Source organism: Nostoc sp. FACHB-280 (assembly GCF_014697615.1).
In the GTDB taxonomy this organism is placed as follows: domain Bacteria; phylum Cyanobacteriota; class Cyanobacteriia; order Cyanobacteriales; family Nostocaceae; genus Nostoc_B.
Genome location: NZ_JACJSD010000001.1, coordinates 391,644 through 408,806, shown reverse-complemented (window position 1 = coordinate 408,806; position 17,163 = coordinate 391,644). Strand labels below are relative to the sequence as shown.

The following is a 17,163-nucleotide window of genomic DNA, read 5'->3' as shown; positions in this document are numbered from 1 at the left end:
GAATTTGCTTACACCTTTGAATCAATTAGAATATTAGCCATGTTTCGCCCCTTCAGAACTTGTGTTGAAAATTAAAAGATTATATCCAACTTAGAGGTAATAGCAAATTAATAGATTTCATGCCTTTTATCTAAGTTAATTATTTATCTAGGAATAGAAAGAAAGGTTTGCAGACTACCACCACGAGTAATAATTGATTTGTCTGTTAAATTCCGCAAGGTTTCTGCATCTTCATGATTAATATATAAATGGAGTTGGCAACCTTGATAGTTTTTGATAAAGTTTACAACTTCTACAAGATTGAGATAATTATCATAATAATCCATAACAGCTTTTCTCATTTTCTCAATCACAGTTTTTTCCAATTGATTGGCATAAGCTATGACTAGAGGAAGTTCTTCTAAGGATTTATAGGTTAAACAGTTTTCTCCATTAATCAAATTGGGAAAAAACCAATTTTCATAGCTGATAATAGGAATTGTACCTACAGCCATAGCTTCGATTGCATTGTGACACATCAGCATATGGCTACCAGGAAGTGCTAAGAAGAAATTAGCAGTAGACAATTCATCTAACCACTTTTCCGGCAACCCTTTACATTTACAAAGAACTAGTGAGTAATCTTTGTATCTACCAGGATTATCATTAAATTTCTTTCTTTCTGGGAACTCTTGGATAATAGCTATATTGAGTCTTGTGGAATTTTCTGTTAAAAATTCCACACATCGGTCACGGGAAGGCACATGATAATATCTCTCAACTAAATATTTATCGATTACAAAAGCAGTAGCGCCTGAGAACAAAACAGATATTGCTCTGTCTTGAGAACGCAATTTTTTAATGCTGCTATTAAATTCTGCATAATTTTGGAGAAAATAAGGGTGAACCCCATAAGGCAGCATGAAAGAGTCTTGCTTAGGCTCTTGCGATACATCGTTTTCTATAATTATCTGTTTTTTGGCTGCTGTAATCTTCAAGAACTCGCTTTGATTATTATCAGGGCTGACTACTACTTCTGTTGGCAATTTATAAGATGCTGGGGGAACAATTTTTACATTTTTTAGAGAAAAAAGCCTTCTACCTTCATAACCTAATTTTATATAATTATTAATGTTAAAATCCCAGAGGAATATTACTTCGGGATAAGCTAAACTCAGCAGGTGCAGTATTTGAAATACATACCTTTGTCCTACATGAGGTAAGTAAACTACAGGGGTATCTGATTTAATAGATTTTAATTGATGTTGAAAACGTCTTACTATGTAACCAGGAGCATGAAAAAAGTAATTTTCAGTCAATCTTTGTGGTAATCTCTTCTCTCTGATAATTAATTCTATTAGAGCAGAAAAAAGATTTATTAAGCGTTGTATTTTTTGCATTGGCTATATTAATTTAGTAAACAACTTGGTATTTTCGATCTATAACCTTCAGGCTATTTGCATTTGAATAGATACTAAACTCTGATAAGTATGCTCGTATTTACTAACAATTACATCAGCAGAAAAGCAATTTTCTACACGCTGACGACAGTCATAACGATTAATTTGAGATATGTTTTGGATAGCGTTACAAGCTTCCTCCAGATTATTGACTAAATAACCATCTACACCCTGACGGACAATTTCTGGTAAAGCTCCGCGAGGAGAGGAAATTATGGGTGTACCACAGGCCAAAGCTTCCGCAAAAACAATACCAAATGGTTCATCCCATTGAATAGGAACAATCATTGCTGCGGCTTGACCAAGTAATTCATTTTTCTGCTCATCGTTGACTGGGCCAATATATTCAATTCCATCTTTGCCCAAATAGGGAGCAATTTCTTGTTCCCAGTAATTTTTTCCTTCCTGGGAATTGACTTGATTACCTGCTATGATTAGGGTTTTTTTGGCTTGACGAGCTGCGGCGATCGCCTGATGCGCTCCTTTGATACTTTCAACTCGACTGAGAAAAACCAAGGGAGCATCGGCTTTTACAGTTGGTTGGAATGTATATTTTTCTAATTCTACGCAGTTGTGGATTGTCTGCCAAACTCCGCCTGCTTTGCGCCCAATACCACAAATATAATCACTACAACCAGTAAAGCTAAGAGAACCTTTAGCTAATTTTGTCCCCCAGTTTGTAGTGCGTAGGCTGGGGTTACGTTGATAAGACATGACCTTGGGTAAGCCAGAGTTCAGCAGGGGTAATAAATAAAGGATGCGAGAAAAACTATGCAAAATATCTGGTTGAAATCGCTGTACAGCAGACCACAAAACTGTGGTGTTTTTTAAAGCATCTAATTTGTTTTGAGATTGTTTACCCCACCAAGGAAAAAATTGACTGGCTTTTGAGGTAGATTCAGGATGAGCAACTAGCCCTACTGTATGACCCCTGCTTTGTAGTCCAGTAACGAGTAAATCAACAATACGTTCAATACCACCATAAAGTTTTGGTGGTACTGGAAGTTCTGGATCAGCTGTTAGTAATATCCGCATTTCTGTTATTAAATAATTTATTTTTGTTAGTTACAAGACTTACGCATGAGACAGAAAAATCAACGTTGAATCTACCCCTAAACCCCTAAACCCTTGGAAAACAAGCCCTAGCACTTAACCAATTTCAAAAGGCGCTCAACTTGATAGTCAAAATTAAGCTTTTCTTGTGTCGCTTGCAGTGCTGCTGCTTTTGCCTTGGCTAGTTTTTCTGGACTAGTTAATAAAGTTTCTAATCCTTGGGCCAGTGCTTGAGGAGAGTTACTCGGAATTAATTGACCAATGTGAGGAAATTCTCTAAAAATTTCTTGTTGACCGATGGTATTAGTAGCGATAACTGCTAAACCTGCTTGTAAGTATTGGAAAAGTTTATTAGTAATTGTGAGGTTACGGCTATCGATGTCGGTACATTCTAAAGCTAACCCAATATCATGTTCAGCAATGCGAGAGAGTAACTCTGTATTTGCGACTGTAGGGTGTATAAATAATTGATTGTGCCAAGCTTGGGGAATTAATGGTTCTAACCATTGGCGGGAACTTTCTGGATAATGACCCCGTAAATGAATTTCTAAAGGAATGGTGATATGTGGTAATGCTTGGAATAAGGTTTCTAAACCTCTTCCTGGCCCAATGGTTTGGGAAAACCAATGCACAGAGGGTATGTTAAGGTTTTGCCGATCACGTTTTTGCTGATCGATTTGCGATCGCTCTAAATTAGGAAAAACGTTATAAATTACTGTAGGTTTAGGTGCTTTGTAAGCTTTGGCTATAGCTTCAGCTAAGGCTTGGGAAGTAGTTAGACAATAAGTACATTCCTTGGCTAGCCGACTTTCTAAAAGCTTTAGCTGTGTAATGGGACGACTAAGACAGGCTTCTGGTAACAAGTCTTCAGAAAACCAGTCTTCAAAATCTACACCAACATTGAAACCCCTGTCTAGAAGTTGATTTCCTACCCAAAGCCCTGCTTCTGAGTGGACTATTGTTAAATCTGCACGGGTTTTCAGAGCTACTTTGAGCATTGCTTTAGCTCCATAACCCAACAGTTCAGGCGAAAATCTGCCGAAACGTTGAAATTTTTCTCTAGCTAAACGTCCTTGTAAACGAATAAGCAAGTTGTGAAATTTTTGGCTTGGTTGAAAGTCAATGATGGGTACAAATCGCCATTTTTTGTTTACCATGAGTAGGCGATCACGCTCTACTAACTCTGGGTCAAACCAAAAACCCCCAACTGTAACATCATGACCTGCATTTGCTAAAGCTTCGGCTTCTTTTTGAGGGCGAGGAGCTGTACAAAGATGAGCGCCAATTAAAATCAGTATTTTAGCCATTTTCTTTACTGAATTTGCTCTCTTTTAATAGATACGAGCTTCTGTCCCTAAATCTAAAAAATTTCCAACCCACAGCAGCTTTTGCATATCCAAATTGATAGACAAATCTCTGCATTTTTTTAGCTGTTTGCCAGCCTAAACAAGAGGAGAGCAATTTAAACATTGGCCCTCCCGATGCTTGCAACTCAGAACCACCAAATTTCTGCACCTTGTCTTGTGCTATTTTCTGAAGATCAGGTGCGTCTGGGTAAACTTCATAAATGAAGCGTTGAAAAACGGTTGCACAAGCATGGCGTGTTCGTGGGCTGTCTTCTTTAGCTAATAAATTACTTGTGCCAAGTTCTAAAGCTAAAAAAGCTGATTCCCAAGCCCGACGAGATTTTGAACCACTTAAGCTATTAGAATTACCGGATCTATAGTAAGTTCTTGCACCTTGGCAGAATTTAACACCTTTACTATTTAATAAGATGCGACTAAAATAATCAAAATCGTTAATCAAAGATAACTTTTCATTCCAATTGCCGGCTCGTTCAGCAATGTGGCGTGGAATTAGCCAAGCTGCTCCGTGCATCATCAAATGATTTTCCCAAGCACAAATTAACCAATCAATTGGTGACATATCTGCCCACAGAGGTTGGGGAATAAACAAAGCTTCATCAGGAGATTGATAAAATCTCGCCCATTCTCCTGATGCAACAAATTCAGAATTGCTATCACCCAAAAGGCGAATTTGTCGCTCAATTTTATCTGGTGCTAATAAGTCATCTGCATCAAGATACTCGATAAAATCTCCTTGAGCTTCTTGGAAGGCATGATTTTCAGAAGCACTTTGTCCGCTATTTTCTTGACTGATGACTTTAACTTTAGAGGAGGCAAAAGTTTTGGCTACTGACAGGGTGTTATCCGTTGAACCATCATCTACAATAATGATTTCTATGTTTTGCCATGTCTGGGCTAAGGCAGATTCTAGGGTTTGTGCTAGCCATGCTTCTACATTAAAGGCAGGTATTAGGATGGAAACTAAAGGTTCTACACTCATAATTAATATATAGTAATAAATTATAGGTATTTAGCTTTGAGGCGTTCATATAAACAGGTTTTGTCATATTTAGCATTTTTATCTAAATTATTTTGTCGCCATATTTCATTCCATAGATGAACCGCGTAACTTTTGGTAGTAATTTTCCCTGGATTGGTTTCAGGTCGAATAATTGGTCTAATCAAATCTTTCACTGCATCAACAGCCTTTTTAGCTGTAATTTTTTCAGGAGAATAAACTATTTTATCAACCGCTCTCCATGTTAATGGGCAAAACAATTCATGGGAGACAATATATTTTTTGTAGTCTAGTTCCCGCACGACTTTTTGTAATAGCAAGGGGCCAATATCACCGTAACCTAAATTCTCTGGCTCTTTGCTATTACTGATTTCACACAACTGGGTGGCTAACTCATTATCTTGGGGTACTTTTAAGACGCAATTATTAGCCAAAGTACCCCACTTGCCTTCATAACTAGAGGAAATTACCAATTCTAATTCAAAGTCAAATGGTTTAAGGCAAACTACATCAGTATCTACCCACCAACCGCCTACTTTTTTTAAAAGATGGTATCGAAAAAGATCGGCAAATCCAGCATAACTGCCTTTACCCCATCCCGATTTGTGTGTAAAAATTCGCTCAGATGGTAAAATTTCGTTACCATCCCTAATTACCGTGTTTATGGGAATATTTTGCACATCCCCATAAACATATAGGTGATATTCATGCCCACATTTTATAAATGAGTTGATAGACAGTTGCTCCATAATGGAAAGCTCACCGCCTATCCATAAACCTTGAATAATTTTATTAGTCTTTAACATAAAAATTTCTGATTATCAATCTCAGTACCCAATAATTTATTCATGTTAATTTTTGGATAAAATATGTTTCCATCCATAGCGGAAATACCAGGATTTAGAGCATGCTACATAGTGGTGTAAAACAGCTTTGGGCTGAATGACTTCTGCTTGATTTGGCAAAACAATGTAATCTGTAGCTGGAGCAACAGCGCAGGGCTGACCTGCCATTAACATAGCAATAAGTGCCTGTTCTTGATAATAATGAGTACCATGTTTCTCAATCATGGTTTTACACCAATATTCTAGTTTTTCCCAATCGATATCCTCACTTTTTAAACCGCAAATTCCTACATTCAATCGCTCTGTAATTTCTGCCTGGGCTAGAGAAGACATAAAAGTCTGGGAGTAACCATAGCAGGTTTCGACATCTACCATGTGGCAAGGTTGCTGAGGAGATGTGATCCATTCTAGGAGAAAATCAGGTGTATTGAAAAACAACATATCAGAGTCAAGTACCAGTTTCCATCCTTGAGAGCCAATATGAATATCTGTTAATTTCTTCAGGTTGGGATAATTGAGGCGGCGTTCTCTGAGATAGGGAAATTTACTCTGTGGTAAATATTGCTCTATGCGTTCTTCAACTTCCGCTAACAGAATAATTTGAGCATGAGGGAAAATTCGCTTAATCTTGTTTTGATATTGCTGATCTAAAGAACCATCATCATAAATAATTGGACGTAATATCAAATTTGTGTGTTGTTGCATTGAGTAGGCACAAAAGCAGGTTTGATACCAAAATTTGCGCCCACTCAAAAAATAAATATCTAAAAATGTTGCGGATGATTTAACCTCAACTGTGGGCAGTTTATCGGCAGCAGCTTCCATCTGGAGGCGTGACCAATAATCAATGGTCATATTGATACTTCCCTGACGGGATATTTTTTCTAAAAATCCCTTGGGAGCATAGTATAATTTGTAGGCGATCGCACCCAATCCCCATTGTTTAGCTAAGTAGCGGAGTTGCTGATTGGCAGTCATATTAAATATTATTTAAATTACTATCTATATATATTTATCGTAAATATACGTAGGGTGGGCATTGCCCACCTGACAAACACTATTTCAACATTGCTAAACCTTCAAACAGCCCACAAGCACCTTGCCACTGTACATAATTAGCAGGACTCTTCCAAGGTTGACAGCTAACAAAAGCTTTAGCTTTCCTCAAATGAACAGTCCAACTAGCAACTTTTCCCCAAGGGCGAATATTATGAGCATCTAATACTTGCACCCAGGAACGGGAAGAGGAATAATTGAGTCGAGCCAGATAATTTTTTGTTAAGCGATTAAGAGAAATTAGATGAGTAAGTTGTAGTTGGGGAAAATAACCAACAGCCCAGCCGGCATCAAGCAAAGTCAGATTAATATCACAATCACCACCAGATTGTAAACTCTTACCAGTACGGTCTAAACCTAATCTCAGACTATCGTTTAAGATACTGTTAACATAAAATTTTGCGGCTTGTTGCTGCAAAGCCATTCCAGCACCAATAGGGGCAAATTCAGGGTGTTGTTTTTCGCTATTTGGGTCTTGGTCGTAAGCATAAATTTTGATGTCATTTCCTAAATCTCGCAATGCCAAACAACCCCAAAATTGTTTTACCCAAGGTTCGGGATCAACTTCAAATTCCGGCAGAGATTTACCACCTATTGCCCCTAATTTGGGATAGGTGTTAAAAATCTTGATAGTGTCTTGCAGATAATTAGGGCAGAGGACATTATCATCATCAACAAAGACAATATATTTGCCTTGGCTGGCTTGAATACCCGCAATTCTTGCTCTGGTTAACCCTAGACGTTCCTCACGGATAATTTTAGTATGGGGATGCCAAGACAAGTCTAAATTAGCAAATAAATCTGGATTGCTAGAAGCATTATCAATAATAATTAACTGCCAATCACTATAGGATAAAGACTGCGATCGCAATCCATCTAAGGTTCTTTGCAATCGAGTTAAATTAGGATTATGAGTAGGAATAATAACTGAAATTAGAGGATTCATATACGTGTTTTGATAACTTTTGCTGGAACACCGACAGCAATGGAATAAGGAGGTAAATCTTTAGTCACAACAGAGCCAGCACCAACCACACAACCATCGCCAATTGTGACTCCACCTAAAACAGTAACTCCTGCACCCAACCAAACATCTTTACCTATGGTTGTTGGCAGCAAAATATCAGGTTGCCAACGAATGCGATCGCATTGTTCAGGAATAGTATGATTTGAGGAAAGAATACGGCAGTGCATAGCAATTAGGGAATCTTGCCCAATAGTTACGCCTCCATGACCATAAATTACGGTATAAGGCCCAATAAAAACATTATCTTTGATCGTGATATTTCCTCCCCAAGCGTGCAGAACCACTCCTTGTTCTAACTCTACATTTGATGATAAGGAAATTTTGCCAGGAGAGCCATTGGCAAATCCCAGCCGAGCCGAAATTTGCTTATTTATAGTGCAAGAAGAATCTAATTCTACGCCACTTAATTTTAGATAAAGTTCCTGCCAACTATTGATCAGTTTTTTTTGTTGTGTCAGGAGGCGGTTAAATAAAAGCAACATTTAAACAGGGTTTTTAGTTAAAATCTGAAAGAGATTACGCAGTTTACTACCGACACCGAGACGAAATCTAATTTGGGAAATCAAGCTGGGCTTACCAATGGGAACTGTATCTTTCCAAGGCGTATCTTGAAGATATTTTGCATATTCATGCTTGAATGGATGTTTACAAGCATAATGCCAAGGCTTTGCACTCCCACCTCCCACAAAATGAACAATTTTTGGATCAGATTTAGCTTTGGCATAATTTAATTTTTCGTATCTATCATGATAAACAGAACTGATTGGTAGTTCTTTATCATCCATAAATACTTGTGAGTTCCAAATTAAATCTATCGGCAACCAAGAATTATGAAGGAGAATATTTAAAGTATCTTGGTCATGCCATTGTAGTTTTTCTGGCTGTTGTGAAATCAGTTCACACCCTCGGTCAAAAATGTTAAAATCACGCCAATATTTCAGGTTAATTAACATTAAACCAGCATTGAAATAAAGTGAATTTTTTGGCAGCCCAATTGCAGTAGGATGTTCATCCATACCAACTGCAATGGTTGCGGCGTGACTATAATTATCAATATTTTTCTGCCAAAGTTCATCAATAGACTGACGAATAATCATGTCTGAATCAAGAAATAGAACTTTGTCAATATTAGAAGGTATAACTTGCGGAATAAATAGCCGAAAATAAGTTGCTAAAGATATATGATGACTAATTGGGGCATTTCTTAAAAGACTTTTATCTATATTGATAATTTGAAATTTCTTGTTACTTTGAGATAAAAATTTGTTAAGTTTATAATTATTTTCCGAACTTAATCCGTCAGTAAGGATGTAAACCGTAAAATCTTCATTTTTATTATTTTGAAATAAAGAAGATAACATAACTGCACAATGTTGTGCATAGTTATTGTCTATAGTACAAACTACACTAATACTCATGATTTTTTATCTATATATTGATATCCATAAGTTTAAATCTGTACAAAAAAATAACTTAGACTGCATCTCAGTCATAAATATTATGCTATGGCTTAAAATAATTCAATTTGAAGCTTTGATAAAATGAATAAAGCCAATTAGGTAACAACAGACTGAGCCGATTTTGCAGTCCATGTTTTCTCACTAATTTATACCAGTAATAAAGCCGTTTGGTGAAAGGTATAAAAGTTAGGAAAGGTTGAATCGCTAGGGTAAAATCGAAGTACCAGCCGTGGACATTGGGTAGGAAAACATCTGGCTCACCCAAAAACATCTGATCTTTGGCAGCCAAAGTATCGGTGATAGGCTTGACTGTAGTAGCCACAGTGTAGACATTTTCTAGAAAGGAGCGCCAATTTTCTGGCCAGTGTGCCTGGGATATTTTGTTTCTGGTTGCTTCTCCTAAAGTAAGCCTATATGTTTCATCTGCTATCAAGTGCGATAGCACATCTGTATATTCTTCCACGTTACGCACGCGAATGAGATTACCTGTTAAACCAGGCATATCAGCGCCAAGAATTTCAGCAGCGTCGGAAGAATAAGGATAACGGCTGACTAAAGGTACTCCATAGCTTCCAGCTTCTAATAAAGATGTAATGGAAACAAATGGAAACGAATCAACATAAATGTCGGCAGCTTGGTAATATATGGCAGTGTTTTGGGTTTCAGTGATCGCTTTAATTCTACCTTGTGTTTGCTCAATAGCTGTTGACCAATCCCCTGGATTATTGGCTCCCACAACCAACAAACAAGCATTTTGATATTGTTGCAAGATAGGAATATGTGCATCAGCATAAGTCATGCCATTGACGGCTCTACTGTACTTAACAGACCTCGCTATTGACAGCAGTACAATAGTATCTTCTGCAATACCAAGTTTTTGCTTCGCTTCGGCACGGGAAAGTTCTCTATAAGTAGGATCTACAATTGTCGGTAAGAGTACGTTGCGCTGCGCTTCAACACCCCGACGTTTCTGTGATAAGCGCATACCAGACTCGCGTAAATTAACAACTAAATCGCTGATACTAACACCTAGCCAAAAAAGATGGTCTGCATAATCAACAAATACCACTGGTGGTGATTGCTCTTTATTGGCAAAGGCAATCATAGGAATTACGTCTTGATTATATACGTGCAGTATAACTAGATCGGCTGTTGCCGCAATTTCCCTTAGCTTTGTAGCTCTAGAAATAATATTGTCAGATTCCTGATTTAATACATATATTTTGCCATCACTCTTGCTCACACAGTCTTGTAAAATTTGGGGAATTTCCTGCGACTCCTGCTTCGTCAAAGCCAGTGAATGGATACTTTCTTGATCTTGCTGCATCCAACGCCAAAGCATTCTGGAATGTCCACCAATGGACATGACAGATGTACATACGTGTAATATATTCTTTGGTCTATTAGATTTAGATATTACAGCCTCTTTTTTCAGATAACTATTTTGTTTAATTGCATGTTTTCCAATTTCTAGTAGAACTTGCTCAAGCTCCCAACTCACAAACAACCCACAAGGTTGGCCACAGGCAAACTTGGCTGCCATTTCTGCACAAACCGTCCCATCCTCATACTTACGACGCTTAACTAGCGTCTTTGCTTGTAAAAGCAGACTATGAAATACTGCAAAGTTTTGGGGAATGAGATTAATACCTTCTTGTTGCCAGAGACTCAAGGTATTTTGGGATTCTCTTTTCATATCAAATCACACACACAGTTTTTGCCCATAAGTTTTAATACTTATTTAAGAAAATAATCTTAAATTTATATTTTTTAGAGACGTTGTATTTCAACGTCTCTATCCAAAGGTTTAGCTCACATTTTGTACTGCCAGATAGAGCTAAGATAATTTAAGGAACAATCAGATTTGCGTTGGGAGCTTGAGGTATTGCTCCCATATCTGCTAAGACATTAACTGTTATTTGCTGGACACGAATATCTTCCCTTGCTGGAGTAACATTATCACTGTCTAGCCCCCAAGCCCATTGAATAGTTCCTGAAGCAAAGACTTTAGCACCACTGCTGGCAGTGTAACGAACAGAATGAGATTTGGTATAGTCTTGATTTGAAGGTAATACTCTTTCTTCGACTGGTTCATCGAAGTTAGGTGATAAGCTCTCAGATGGGTCAACTATGGACTGAGATAAAATGACTAAACCAGCAGGAGTAGACCCATTGTTAACAATAAAATCCCATTCATAGCCTACTAACAGAGGCAGTTGATCGCCATTCTGGAGTCCTGTGTTTGCATAATAAGGATCACTGCTGTTGCTAACAACAAAGTTATAACCCCCGTATATGTTTAAGGTATCGCCACCATACATAACTCCTAACAAAGCGTTTTCTGGCCGTTGGTTTTGAACACTCCGAAACTTATTAGTGGCTGCTGATGCTCCCTGCTGCTGGGCTACAGGATCTTGTGACCAATCTTGCTTGTAACAAGCCATAACGCGATTAGGCCGCACTGACCCAGATGCAGAAGTAGAATTTTCAAAGCGTACTCGCCAATAGCAAGTATTGGCTGAGAAAAATCCCAGATTAATTCTGGCACTACGGGCAGCTTCAACTGCATCACGCATTTCTTTAGACCAGTATTCATCATGACCCACAGACAAAAATACCTTATGGTTTAGTAAACTTTGCCCATTTACGTGGATCTGCACATTATCAGTGTAGGTGACATTGTAAGCCTGAGATTCCAGCCACCGCACCATGTTATATTCCCATCGCAGAGGTGTATCAGCTTCGTAAGATTCCTGAGAACTTGCTTGTGAGTAAGGACGATCATAGGAAACCTTGAAAGCCCTTTGACCATTCAGACTGTTAAAACCATACAAACTATATGACCCCATTGTGCTGTATGCCTGAACAGTGTTACAGGCACTTTGGAAGAGAATATCCGCATTGCTGTTATCATCACGCACAACAAACCACACATGGGCCTGTTTACCAGTTGTTTTATCTGTCAACTTTGCTACATAAAGACCACTAGTCCAATTACCTCCTACTGGTAGAGTATAGGAAGTAGACCAATTGCACTCAATCAAACGGGTAACAGGATCTGGGATAGGGGCTGGTTGAGTTGTACCATTAAGCACTCCACTACTAGCCATTAGCCTGCCTCCTGTACCACCATAGTAACCCAAACGGTACACATCTATGGTGAACTGCCCAGCTTGTGACAAAGAAACCTTAATAGGTAAAGACTCACCTTTATTCACACTGGTGGCGGAGGCATAACCTGCAATTTCGCCACTAGCACGGTTGCTCAATTTCCAGTTAGTTGTGCCAGGATTCGTATTTTCTAAATATATAGAGTTGGGGTTCGCTGGGGCAGCCGAGGCAGAAAATGTGGTGCTGCCAATGCCTGGTACTGTAGCAGTTACTACTACTCCTCCTGGGCCAGTGGGAACTGATCCTAGGGTCAAGTTAGTACTGGCATAGCCGTTAGCATCAGTAACTACACTACTGCGCGAGACTGATCCTCCACCCTTGGTCACACTAAAACTGACAGTGGTTGCTGCCTGGGGATTGTTTTGGGCATCAACCACTCTTAAAATCAAAGGGTTAGGAAGAGTTTCACCAATCGCACCAACTTGATTGTCTCCACTTACTTTGATAAAGGTACTGCCCACAACAAAACCAATGTCGCAGTAATAGTTACTATTTTGGTAAGAACTAGTGGGGAAAGTATTAGGAGTCACGCTAAAAACTCCATTGTTACCATCTGCAACCGAACTTAAGTCATTGTTGATAATAGAGCCACTTAGTTCATTAGTGGTCGCTACATAATACGCGTTGATGTTTACAGATACAACGTATACAATGTCAGGCTCAATCTTAATAGGTGTATTGAATACTTGTTCTTGCCAACCCGAAGTAGTCTCGCTGGTAAAAGTAGCACTCCCTAAGAGTTCTCCTGTCGCTGACCAGATTTTGCCAATATGAGTTCCTGTCTCACTAGGAGCTTTCCAGAAACGAATAGCGATAATCTGTCCCCCTCTAGCACTACGGAATTTCATCCCTAGTTCATAGGAACTATTATCAGTAGCATTATCAATATTTGGAACTTGATTTGTGAAAATTGTTTCTGCATTGCCAGAAGGAATCGCTGTGGCAGAGAAGGTGACACTGCCAATTCCGCTTGCTGTGGCAGTTACTTTATTAACTACACCCAATGTCGCCCCAGGCACAGAACCTAACGTTAAGTATGTTCCTGCTTGTCCATTGGCATTAGTGACTGCACTGGTGAGTGAAACAGATCCGCCACCACTGGTAACGGCAAAGTTCACTGTCACGCCAGATTGCAGATTCCCAGCACTGTCTTTAACTTGGACAACTAACTGATTCGCTAAGGTAGTGCCAGCTGCACCATTTTGATTGTCACCACTGAGTTTGGTAATAGTGGGTTGGGCAACTGCCACAAAGTTAATGTCACGGTAATAGTTGGTGTTATTGTAAGAATTACTGGGAAAAGTACCCGCATTACCAAATACACCATTGCCACCATCAGCAACTGAACTTAGGCTGCCATTAACTATGGAATTAGTTAATTCTCTACTAGTGGCAACATAATAAGCATTGACGTTTACAGAGACGACATAAGTTGTATTAGCTTGAACAGTAAGTGGTGTACTTAAGGTCTGTTGCTGCCAACCAGAAGCAGTTTCGTTGGTAAAGGTAACACTGGCTAACAAAGTTCCTGTAGCCGACCAGATTCTGCCAATATGAGTGCCTGTCTCACTGGGAGCTTTCCAAAAGCGAATCGCAGTAATTTGTCCTGTTGTGGCGCTGCGGAATTTCATCCCTAATTCATAGGGACTATTATCAGTCGCGTTACCGATGCTTGGGACTTGAGTTGTCAAAACTGTTTGTGTATTTCCAGAAGCAATAGTAGTAGCTGAGAAGGTGACGCTACCAATTCCATTTGCTGTGGCGGTTACACTATTTGTTGCTCCAGCTACAGACCCTAAAGTTAGGCTAGTACTAGCTTGTCCATTGCCATTAGTGACTGCACTAGTGGGTGAAATCAACCCGCCACCACTGGTAACAGCAAAGTTCACTGTCACACCAGATTGCGGATTTCCAGCACTGTCTTTAACTTGGACAACTAACTGATTAGCTAAGGTAGCGCCAGCTGCACCAGTTTGATTATCACCACTGAGTTTGGTAATGGTGGGTTGGGCAACTGCCACAAAGTTAATGTCACGGTAATAGTTGGTATTGCGAAAGGAGGTAGTGGGAAAATTGCCAGGAGTTCCATTAAATACGCCATTGCTACCATCTGCAACTGAACTCAGATCACCATTGACTATAGTGTTGGCTAGTTCATCATTAGTGGCAACATAATAAGCGTTGACGTTTACAGAGACGACATAAGTTGTATTAGCTTGAATAGTAAGTGGTGTACTTAAGGTCTGTTGCTGCCAACCAGAAGCAGTTTCGTTGGTAAAGGTAACACTGGCTAACAAAATTCCTGTAGCCGACCAGATTCTGCCAATATGAGTGCCTGTCTCACTGGGAGCTTTCCAAAAGCGAATCGCAGTAATTTGTCCTGTTGTGGCACTGCGGAATTTCATCCCTAATTCATAGGGACTATTATCAGTCGCGTTACCGATGCTTGGGGCTTGATTGGTAAATAATACAGTCATAGCTATTTCTTATAATTAAAGTCTTATTACTGAAGTAAGTCGCTAGAAATTTGATTTTTAACAACCTGCTTAGAAAGTATGTAAACGCTAATTTTTAGCGTCTTGACAAGCCACTTTCAACGTTTTGACAACATAGTCCTGTTCTGGTTCTGTCATTTGGTGAAATAAGGGTAAGAGAACAGTATTGTCTTGTGCTTGCTCACTTTCAAAAAGGCGATCGCAATTTCCTTGACTAGACTGGCAATCTTTTCTTGGATTGGCACATAACCAAGTTTCATGTTGTTGATATGCTGGTTCGCGGTGGGCGCACATAATGCCCCGACGTGTTGATATGCCAGCATCCAACATTGTTTGCATAACTTGTCTTTGGTCACATTTTTGTGGCAACCTAACGCAATAACTCTGCCAGTTACTTTTTGTCCAAGTTGGCTCTGACGGTAATTTCAGTCCAGGAATATCTGCGAGTATTTCCTGGTATCGTTGTGCTAAATAGCGCCGACGCTCCACAATCTCTGGAAGGCGTTTGAGCTGTTCTCGCCCGACTGCTGCTTGAATATCAGTCATCCGGTAGTTATAGCCCAGCATTGGGTAAGACTCAAATATTACCTGTTTTGCACCGTGGCGCACAGTGTCAGGTACGCTCATTCCATGTTGTCGCCAAAGGCGAAATTGCTTGTCCCACTCTGTGTTGTTTGTAGTTAACATTCCACCATCACCAGTACTGATGATTTTGCGGGGGTGAAAAGAAAAACAAGCGATATCACCATGAGGCTTGCCAATCTTCTCCCACTGCCCATTCCAGAGAATTTCGCTACCGATCGCACAAGCTGCATCTTCAATTACTGGCAAATTGTGGCGGTGGGAAATATCTAAGATGGCTTTGAGGTCGCAAGGCATCCCAATCTGATGGACAATGAGAATAGCACGGGTGCGATCGCTAATCGCATCCTCAATTAAAATCGGGTTGATGTTGTATGTCTGTGGTTCAATATCCACAAACACTGGTATTGCTCCGCAATAGCGAATGCTGTTAGCTGTGGCAATGTAGGAATGGCTGACGGTAATCACTTCATCCCCTGGCTGCACACCCACAGCCAAGAGTGCTAAGTGTAATGCTGTGGTACAGTTGGAGACTGCACAAGCATACTGTCCTCCTACATAGGCAGCAAACTCTTGCTCAAAGGCAGTGACTTCTGGCCCCTGTGTGATCCAGCCAGACATAATCGCTCGTTTAGCTGCTTCAGCTTCAGCTTCACCTATCCAGGGTTTAGCGATGGGGATAGATTGCATTCTCTCAGACATTGCTTGCTTCCTGTGCCAATTTTTGTTCACGCCACCAACTAACTAACCGATGTAATCCCTCTTCCAGAGATACCTGTGCCTCGAAACCCAGTAATTGTTTTGCTTTATTTACATCTGCCAGTCGGCGAGACACGGGGTTGACTTTACGTTCTGGCCCGTATTCTGGCTGTAAATCTGAATTCATTACCTTTGCCAAACTATAGGCTAGGTCATTGAGGCTAGTTTCTACATTACTAGCAATGTTAAATACTTCATCGGTGACATCGGCTTTGGCAGCCAAGATATTTGCTCTGGCAATGTCTTCGATATATACAAAATCCATTGTTTGTTTGCCATCACCAAAAATCAGTGGTGGCTGTCCTTTGATAATACGCTCCATCCAGCGAATCAATACTTCAGTATATACACCGTAAATATCCATCCGCGGCCCATAGACGTTAAAGTAGCGTAGTGCTACATAGTCCAACCCGTACATATCATAAAAGCTGCGTAATAAGCCTTCGTTGAAAACCTTGGCGGCTCCATAGAGAGTGCGGTTATTATAAGGGTGATGAGATTCAGTTGTGGGAAATTCCTCTGCCATTCCATATATTGAGGCTGATGAGGCCGCAACTACCTTTTTCACTCCAGCTTTTACTGCTGCTTCTAAAACGTTAAAAGTGCCATCAGCCAGGACTTCCAACGCTAACCGTGGTTCCTCAGCACATTGGGTAATGCGGATTGCTGCCTGATGAAAAACTATATCCACACCTTGCATAACTTCATACAGAAGTTTTTGATCTCGGATATCACCTTCTACAATGACCAAAGGGCCATGTTCTTTTGCCCAAGCAAGGTTTTTCAATTGTCCACGGGTGAAATTATCTAGAATAATAATTTCTGAGACTCCTTCGCCTACTAGTAAATCGGCAATATGGGAGCCTACTAAACCTGCACCACCTGTAATTAAAATTCGTTTATTTTGCATAT

Annotated in this window: 13 protein-coding genes and 1 pseudogene; all 14 read right to left on the bottom strand. The window is 39.8% G+C overall.

The genetic code is table 11. The features are described from left to right. Positions 1 to 143: 143 nt before the first annotated feature. Positions 144 to 1,379, bottom strand: coding sequence for a hypothetical protein (locus H6G75_RS01660; protein WP_190978259.1), 1,236 nt, complete (start codon positions 1,377 to 1,379; stop codon positions 144 to 146). A gap of 48 nt (positions 1,380 to 1,427) precedes the next feature. Then, complete coding sequence (locus H6G75_RS01655) at positions 1,428 to 2,474, bottom strand: glycosyltransferase (protein WP_190978258.1); 1,047 nt, start codon at positions 2,472 to 2,474, stop codon at positions 1,428 to 1,430. 107 nt (positions 2,475 to 2,581) lie between these two features. Next, positions 2,582 to 3,799: a glycosyltransferase gene (locus H6G75_RS01650; RefSeq protein WP_190978257.1), complete on the bottom strand. Its 1,218-nt coding sequence runs from the start codon at positions 3,797 to 3,799 to the stop codon at positions 2,582 to 2,584. Continuing rightward, positions 3,792 to 4,838, bottom strand: a complete 1,047-nt coding sequence (locus H6G75_RS01645; protein ID WP_190978256.1) for a glycosyltransferase family 2 protein — start codon at positions 4,836 to 4,838, stop codon at positions 3,792 to 3,794. The genes H6G75_RS01650 and H6G75_RS01645 overlap by 8 nt, the downstream gene beginning before the upstream one ends. Before the next feature lie 20 nt (positions 4,839 to 4,858). Then, positions 4,859 to 5,662: a glycosyltransferase gene (locus H6G75_RS01640; protein WP_190978255.1), complete on the bottom strand. Its 804-nt coding sequence runs from the start codon at positions 5,660 to 5,662 to the stop codon at positions 4,859 to 4,861. Between the two features lie 45 nt (positions 5,663 to 5,707). Beyond that, entirely contained in the window at positions 5,708 to 6,679 is a 972-nt protein-coding gene (locus H6G75_RS01635; RefSeq protein ID WP_190978254.1) for a glycosyl transferase, read from the bottom strand. 79 nt (positions 6,680 to 6,758) lie between these two features. Further along, positions 6,759 to 7,703, bottom strand: coding sequence for a glycosyltransferase (locus tag H6G75_RS01630; RefSeq protein WP_190978253.1), 945 nt, complete (start codon positions 7,701 to 7,703; stop codon positions 6,759 to 6,761). Continuing rightward, entirely contained in the window at positions 7,700 to 8,266 is a 567-nt protein-coding gene (locus H6G75_RS33400) for an acyltransferase (RefSeq protein WP_190978252.1), read from the bottom strand. Before H6G75_RS33400 ends, H6G75_RS01630 begins: the two co-directional genes overlap by 4 nt. After that, positions 8,267 to 9,202, bottom strand: coding sequence for a glycosyltransferase family 8 protein (locus H6G75_RS01620; protein WP_190978251.1), 936 nt, complete (start codon positions 9,200 to 9,202; stop codon positions 8,267 to 8,269). A gap of 85 nt (positions 9,203 to 9,287) precedes the next feature. Further along, positions 9,288 to 10,940, bottom strand: coding sequence for a glycosyltransferase (locus tag H6G75_RS01615; RefSeq protein WP_190978250.1), 1,653 nt, complete (start codon positions 10,938 to 10,940; stop codon positions 9,288 to 9,290). 151 nt (positions 10,941 to 11,091) lie between these two features. Further along, positions 11,092 to 14,133: a N,N-dimethylformamidase beta subunit family domain-containing protein gene (locus tag H6G75_RS01610; protein ID WP_397331225.1), complete on the bottom strand. Its 3,042-nt coding sequence runs from the start codon at positions 14,131 to 14,133 to the stop codon at positions 11,092 to 11,094. Between the two features lie 33 nt (positions 14,134 to 14,166). Further along, positions 14,167 to 14,892: pseudogene (locus H6G75_RS33870) on the bottom strand (DUF4082 domain-containing protein); the annotation flags it as partial. 87 nt (positions 14,893 to 14,979) lie between these two features. Next, positions 14,980 to 16,194, bottom strand: coding sequence for a DegT/DnrJ/EryC1/StrS aminotransferase family protein (locus H6G75_RS01600; RefSeq protein ID WP_190978249.1), 1,215 nt, complete (start codon positions 16,192 to 16,194; stop codon positions 14,980 to 14,982). Further along, the gene (locus H6G75_RS01595) at positions 16,187 to 17,161 is read right to left on the bottom strand and encodes an NAD-dependent epimerase/dehydratase family protein (protein WP_190978248.1); all 975 of its coding nucleotides are present in this window, start codon (positions 17,159 to 17,161) and stop codon (positions 16,187 to 16,189) included. The genes H6G75_RS01600 and H6G75_RS01595 overlap by 8 nt, the downstream gene beginning before the upstream one ends. Positions 17,162 to 17,163: the final 2 nt, after the last annotated feature.

Coding starts and splice junctions, on each gene's coding strand:
- H6G75_RS01635 (WP_190978254.1), bottom strand. CDS start 6,679: ATGACTGCCAATCAGCAACTCCGCTACTTAGCTAAACAATGGGGATTG.
- H6G75_RS01655 (WP_190978258.1), bottom strand. CDS start 2,474: ATGCGGATATTACTAACAGCTGATCCAGAACTTCCAGTACCACCAAAA.
- H6G75_RS01595 (WP_190978248.1), bottom strand. CDS start 17,161: ATGCAAAATAAACGAATTTTAATTACAGGTGGTGCAGGTTTAGTAGGC.
- H6G75_RS01600 (WP_190978249.1), bottom strand. CDS start 16,194: ATGTCTGAGAGAATGCAATCTATCCCCATCGCTAAACCCTGGATAGGT.
- H6G75_RS01630 (WP_190978253.1), bottom strand. CDS start 7,703: ATGAATCCTCTAATTTCAGTTATTATTCCTACTCATAATCCTAATTTA.
- H6G75_RS01640 (WP_190978255.1), bottom strand. CDS start 5,662: ATGTTAAAGACTAATAAAATTATTCAAGGTTTATGGATAGGCGGTGAG.
- H6G75_RS33400 (WP_190978252.1), bottom strand. CDS start 8,266: ATGTTGCTTTTATTTAACCGCCTCCTGACACAACAAAAAAAACTGATC.
- H6G75_RS01650 (WP_190978257.1), bottom strand. CDS start 3,799: ATGGCTAAAATACTGATTTTAATTGGCGCTCATCTTTGTACAGCTCCT.
- H6G75_RS01660 (WP_190978259.1), bottom strand. CDS start 1,379: ATGCAAAAAATACAACGCTTAATAAATCTTTTTTCTGCTCTAATAGAA.
- H6G75_RS01615 (WP_190978250.1), bottom strand. CDS start 10,940: ATGAAAAGAGAATCCCAAAATACCTTGAGTCTCTGGCAACAAGAAGGT.
- H6G75_RS01645 (WP_190978256.1), bottom strand. CDS start 4,838: ATGAGTGTAGAACCTTTAGTTTCCATCCTAATACCTGCCTTTAATGTA.
- H6G75_RS01620 (WP_190978251.1), bottom strand. CDS start 9,202: ATGAGTATTAGTGTAGTTTGTACTATAGACAATAACTATGCACAACAT.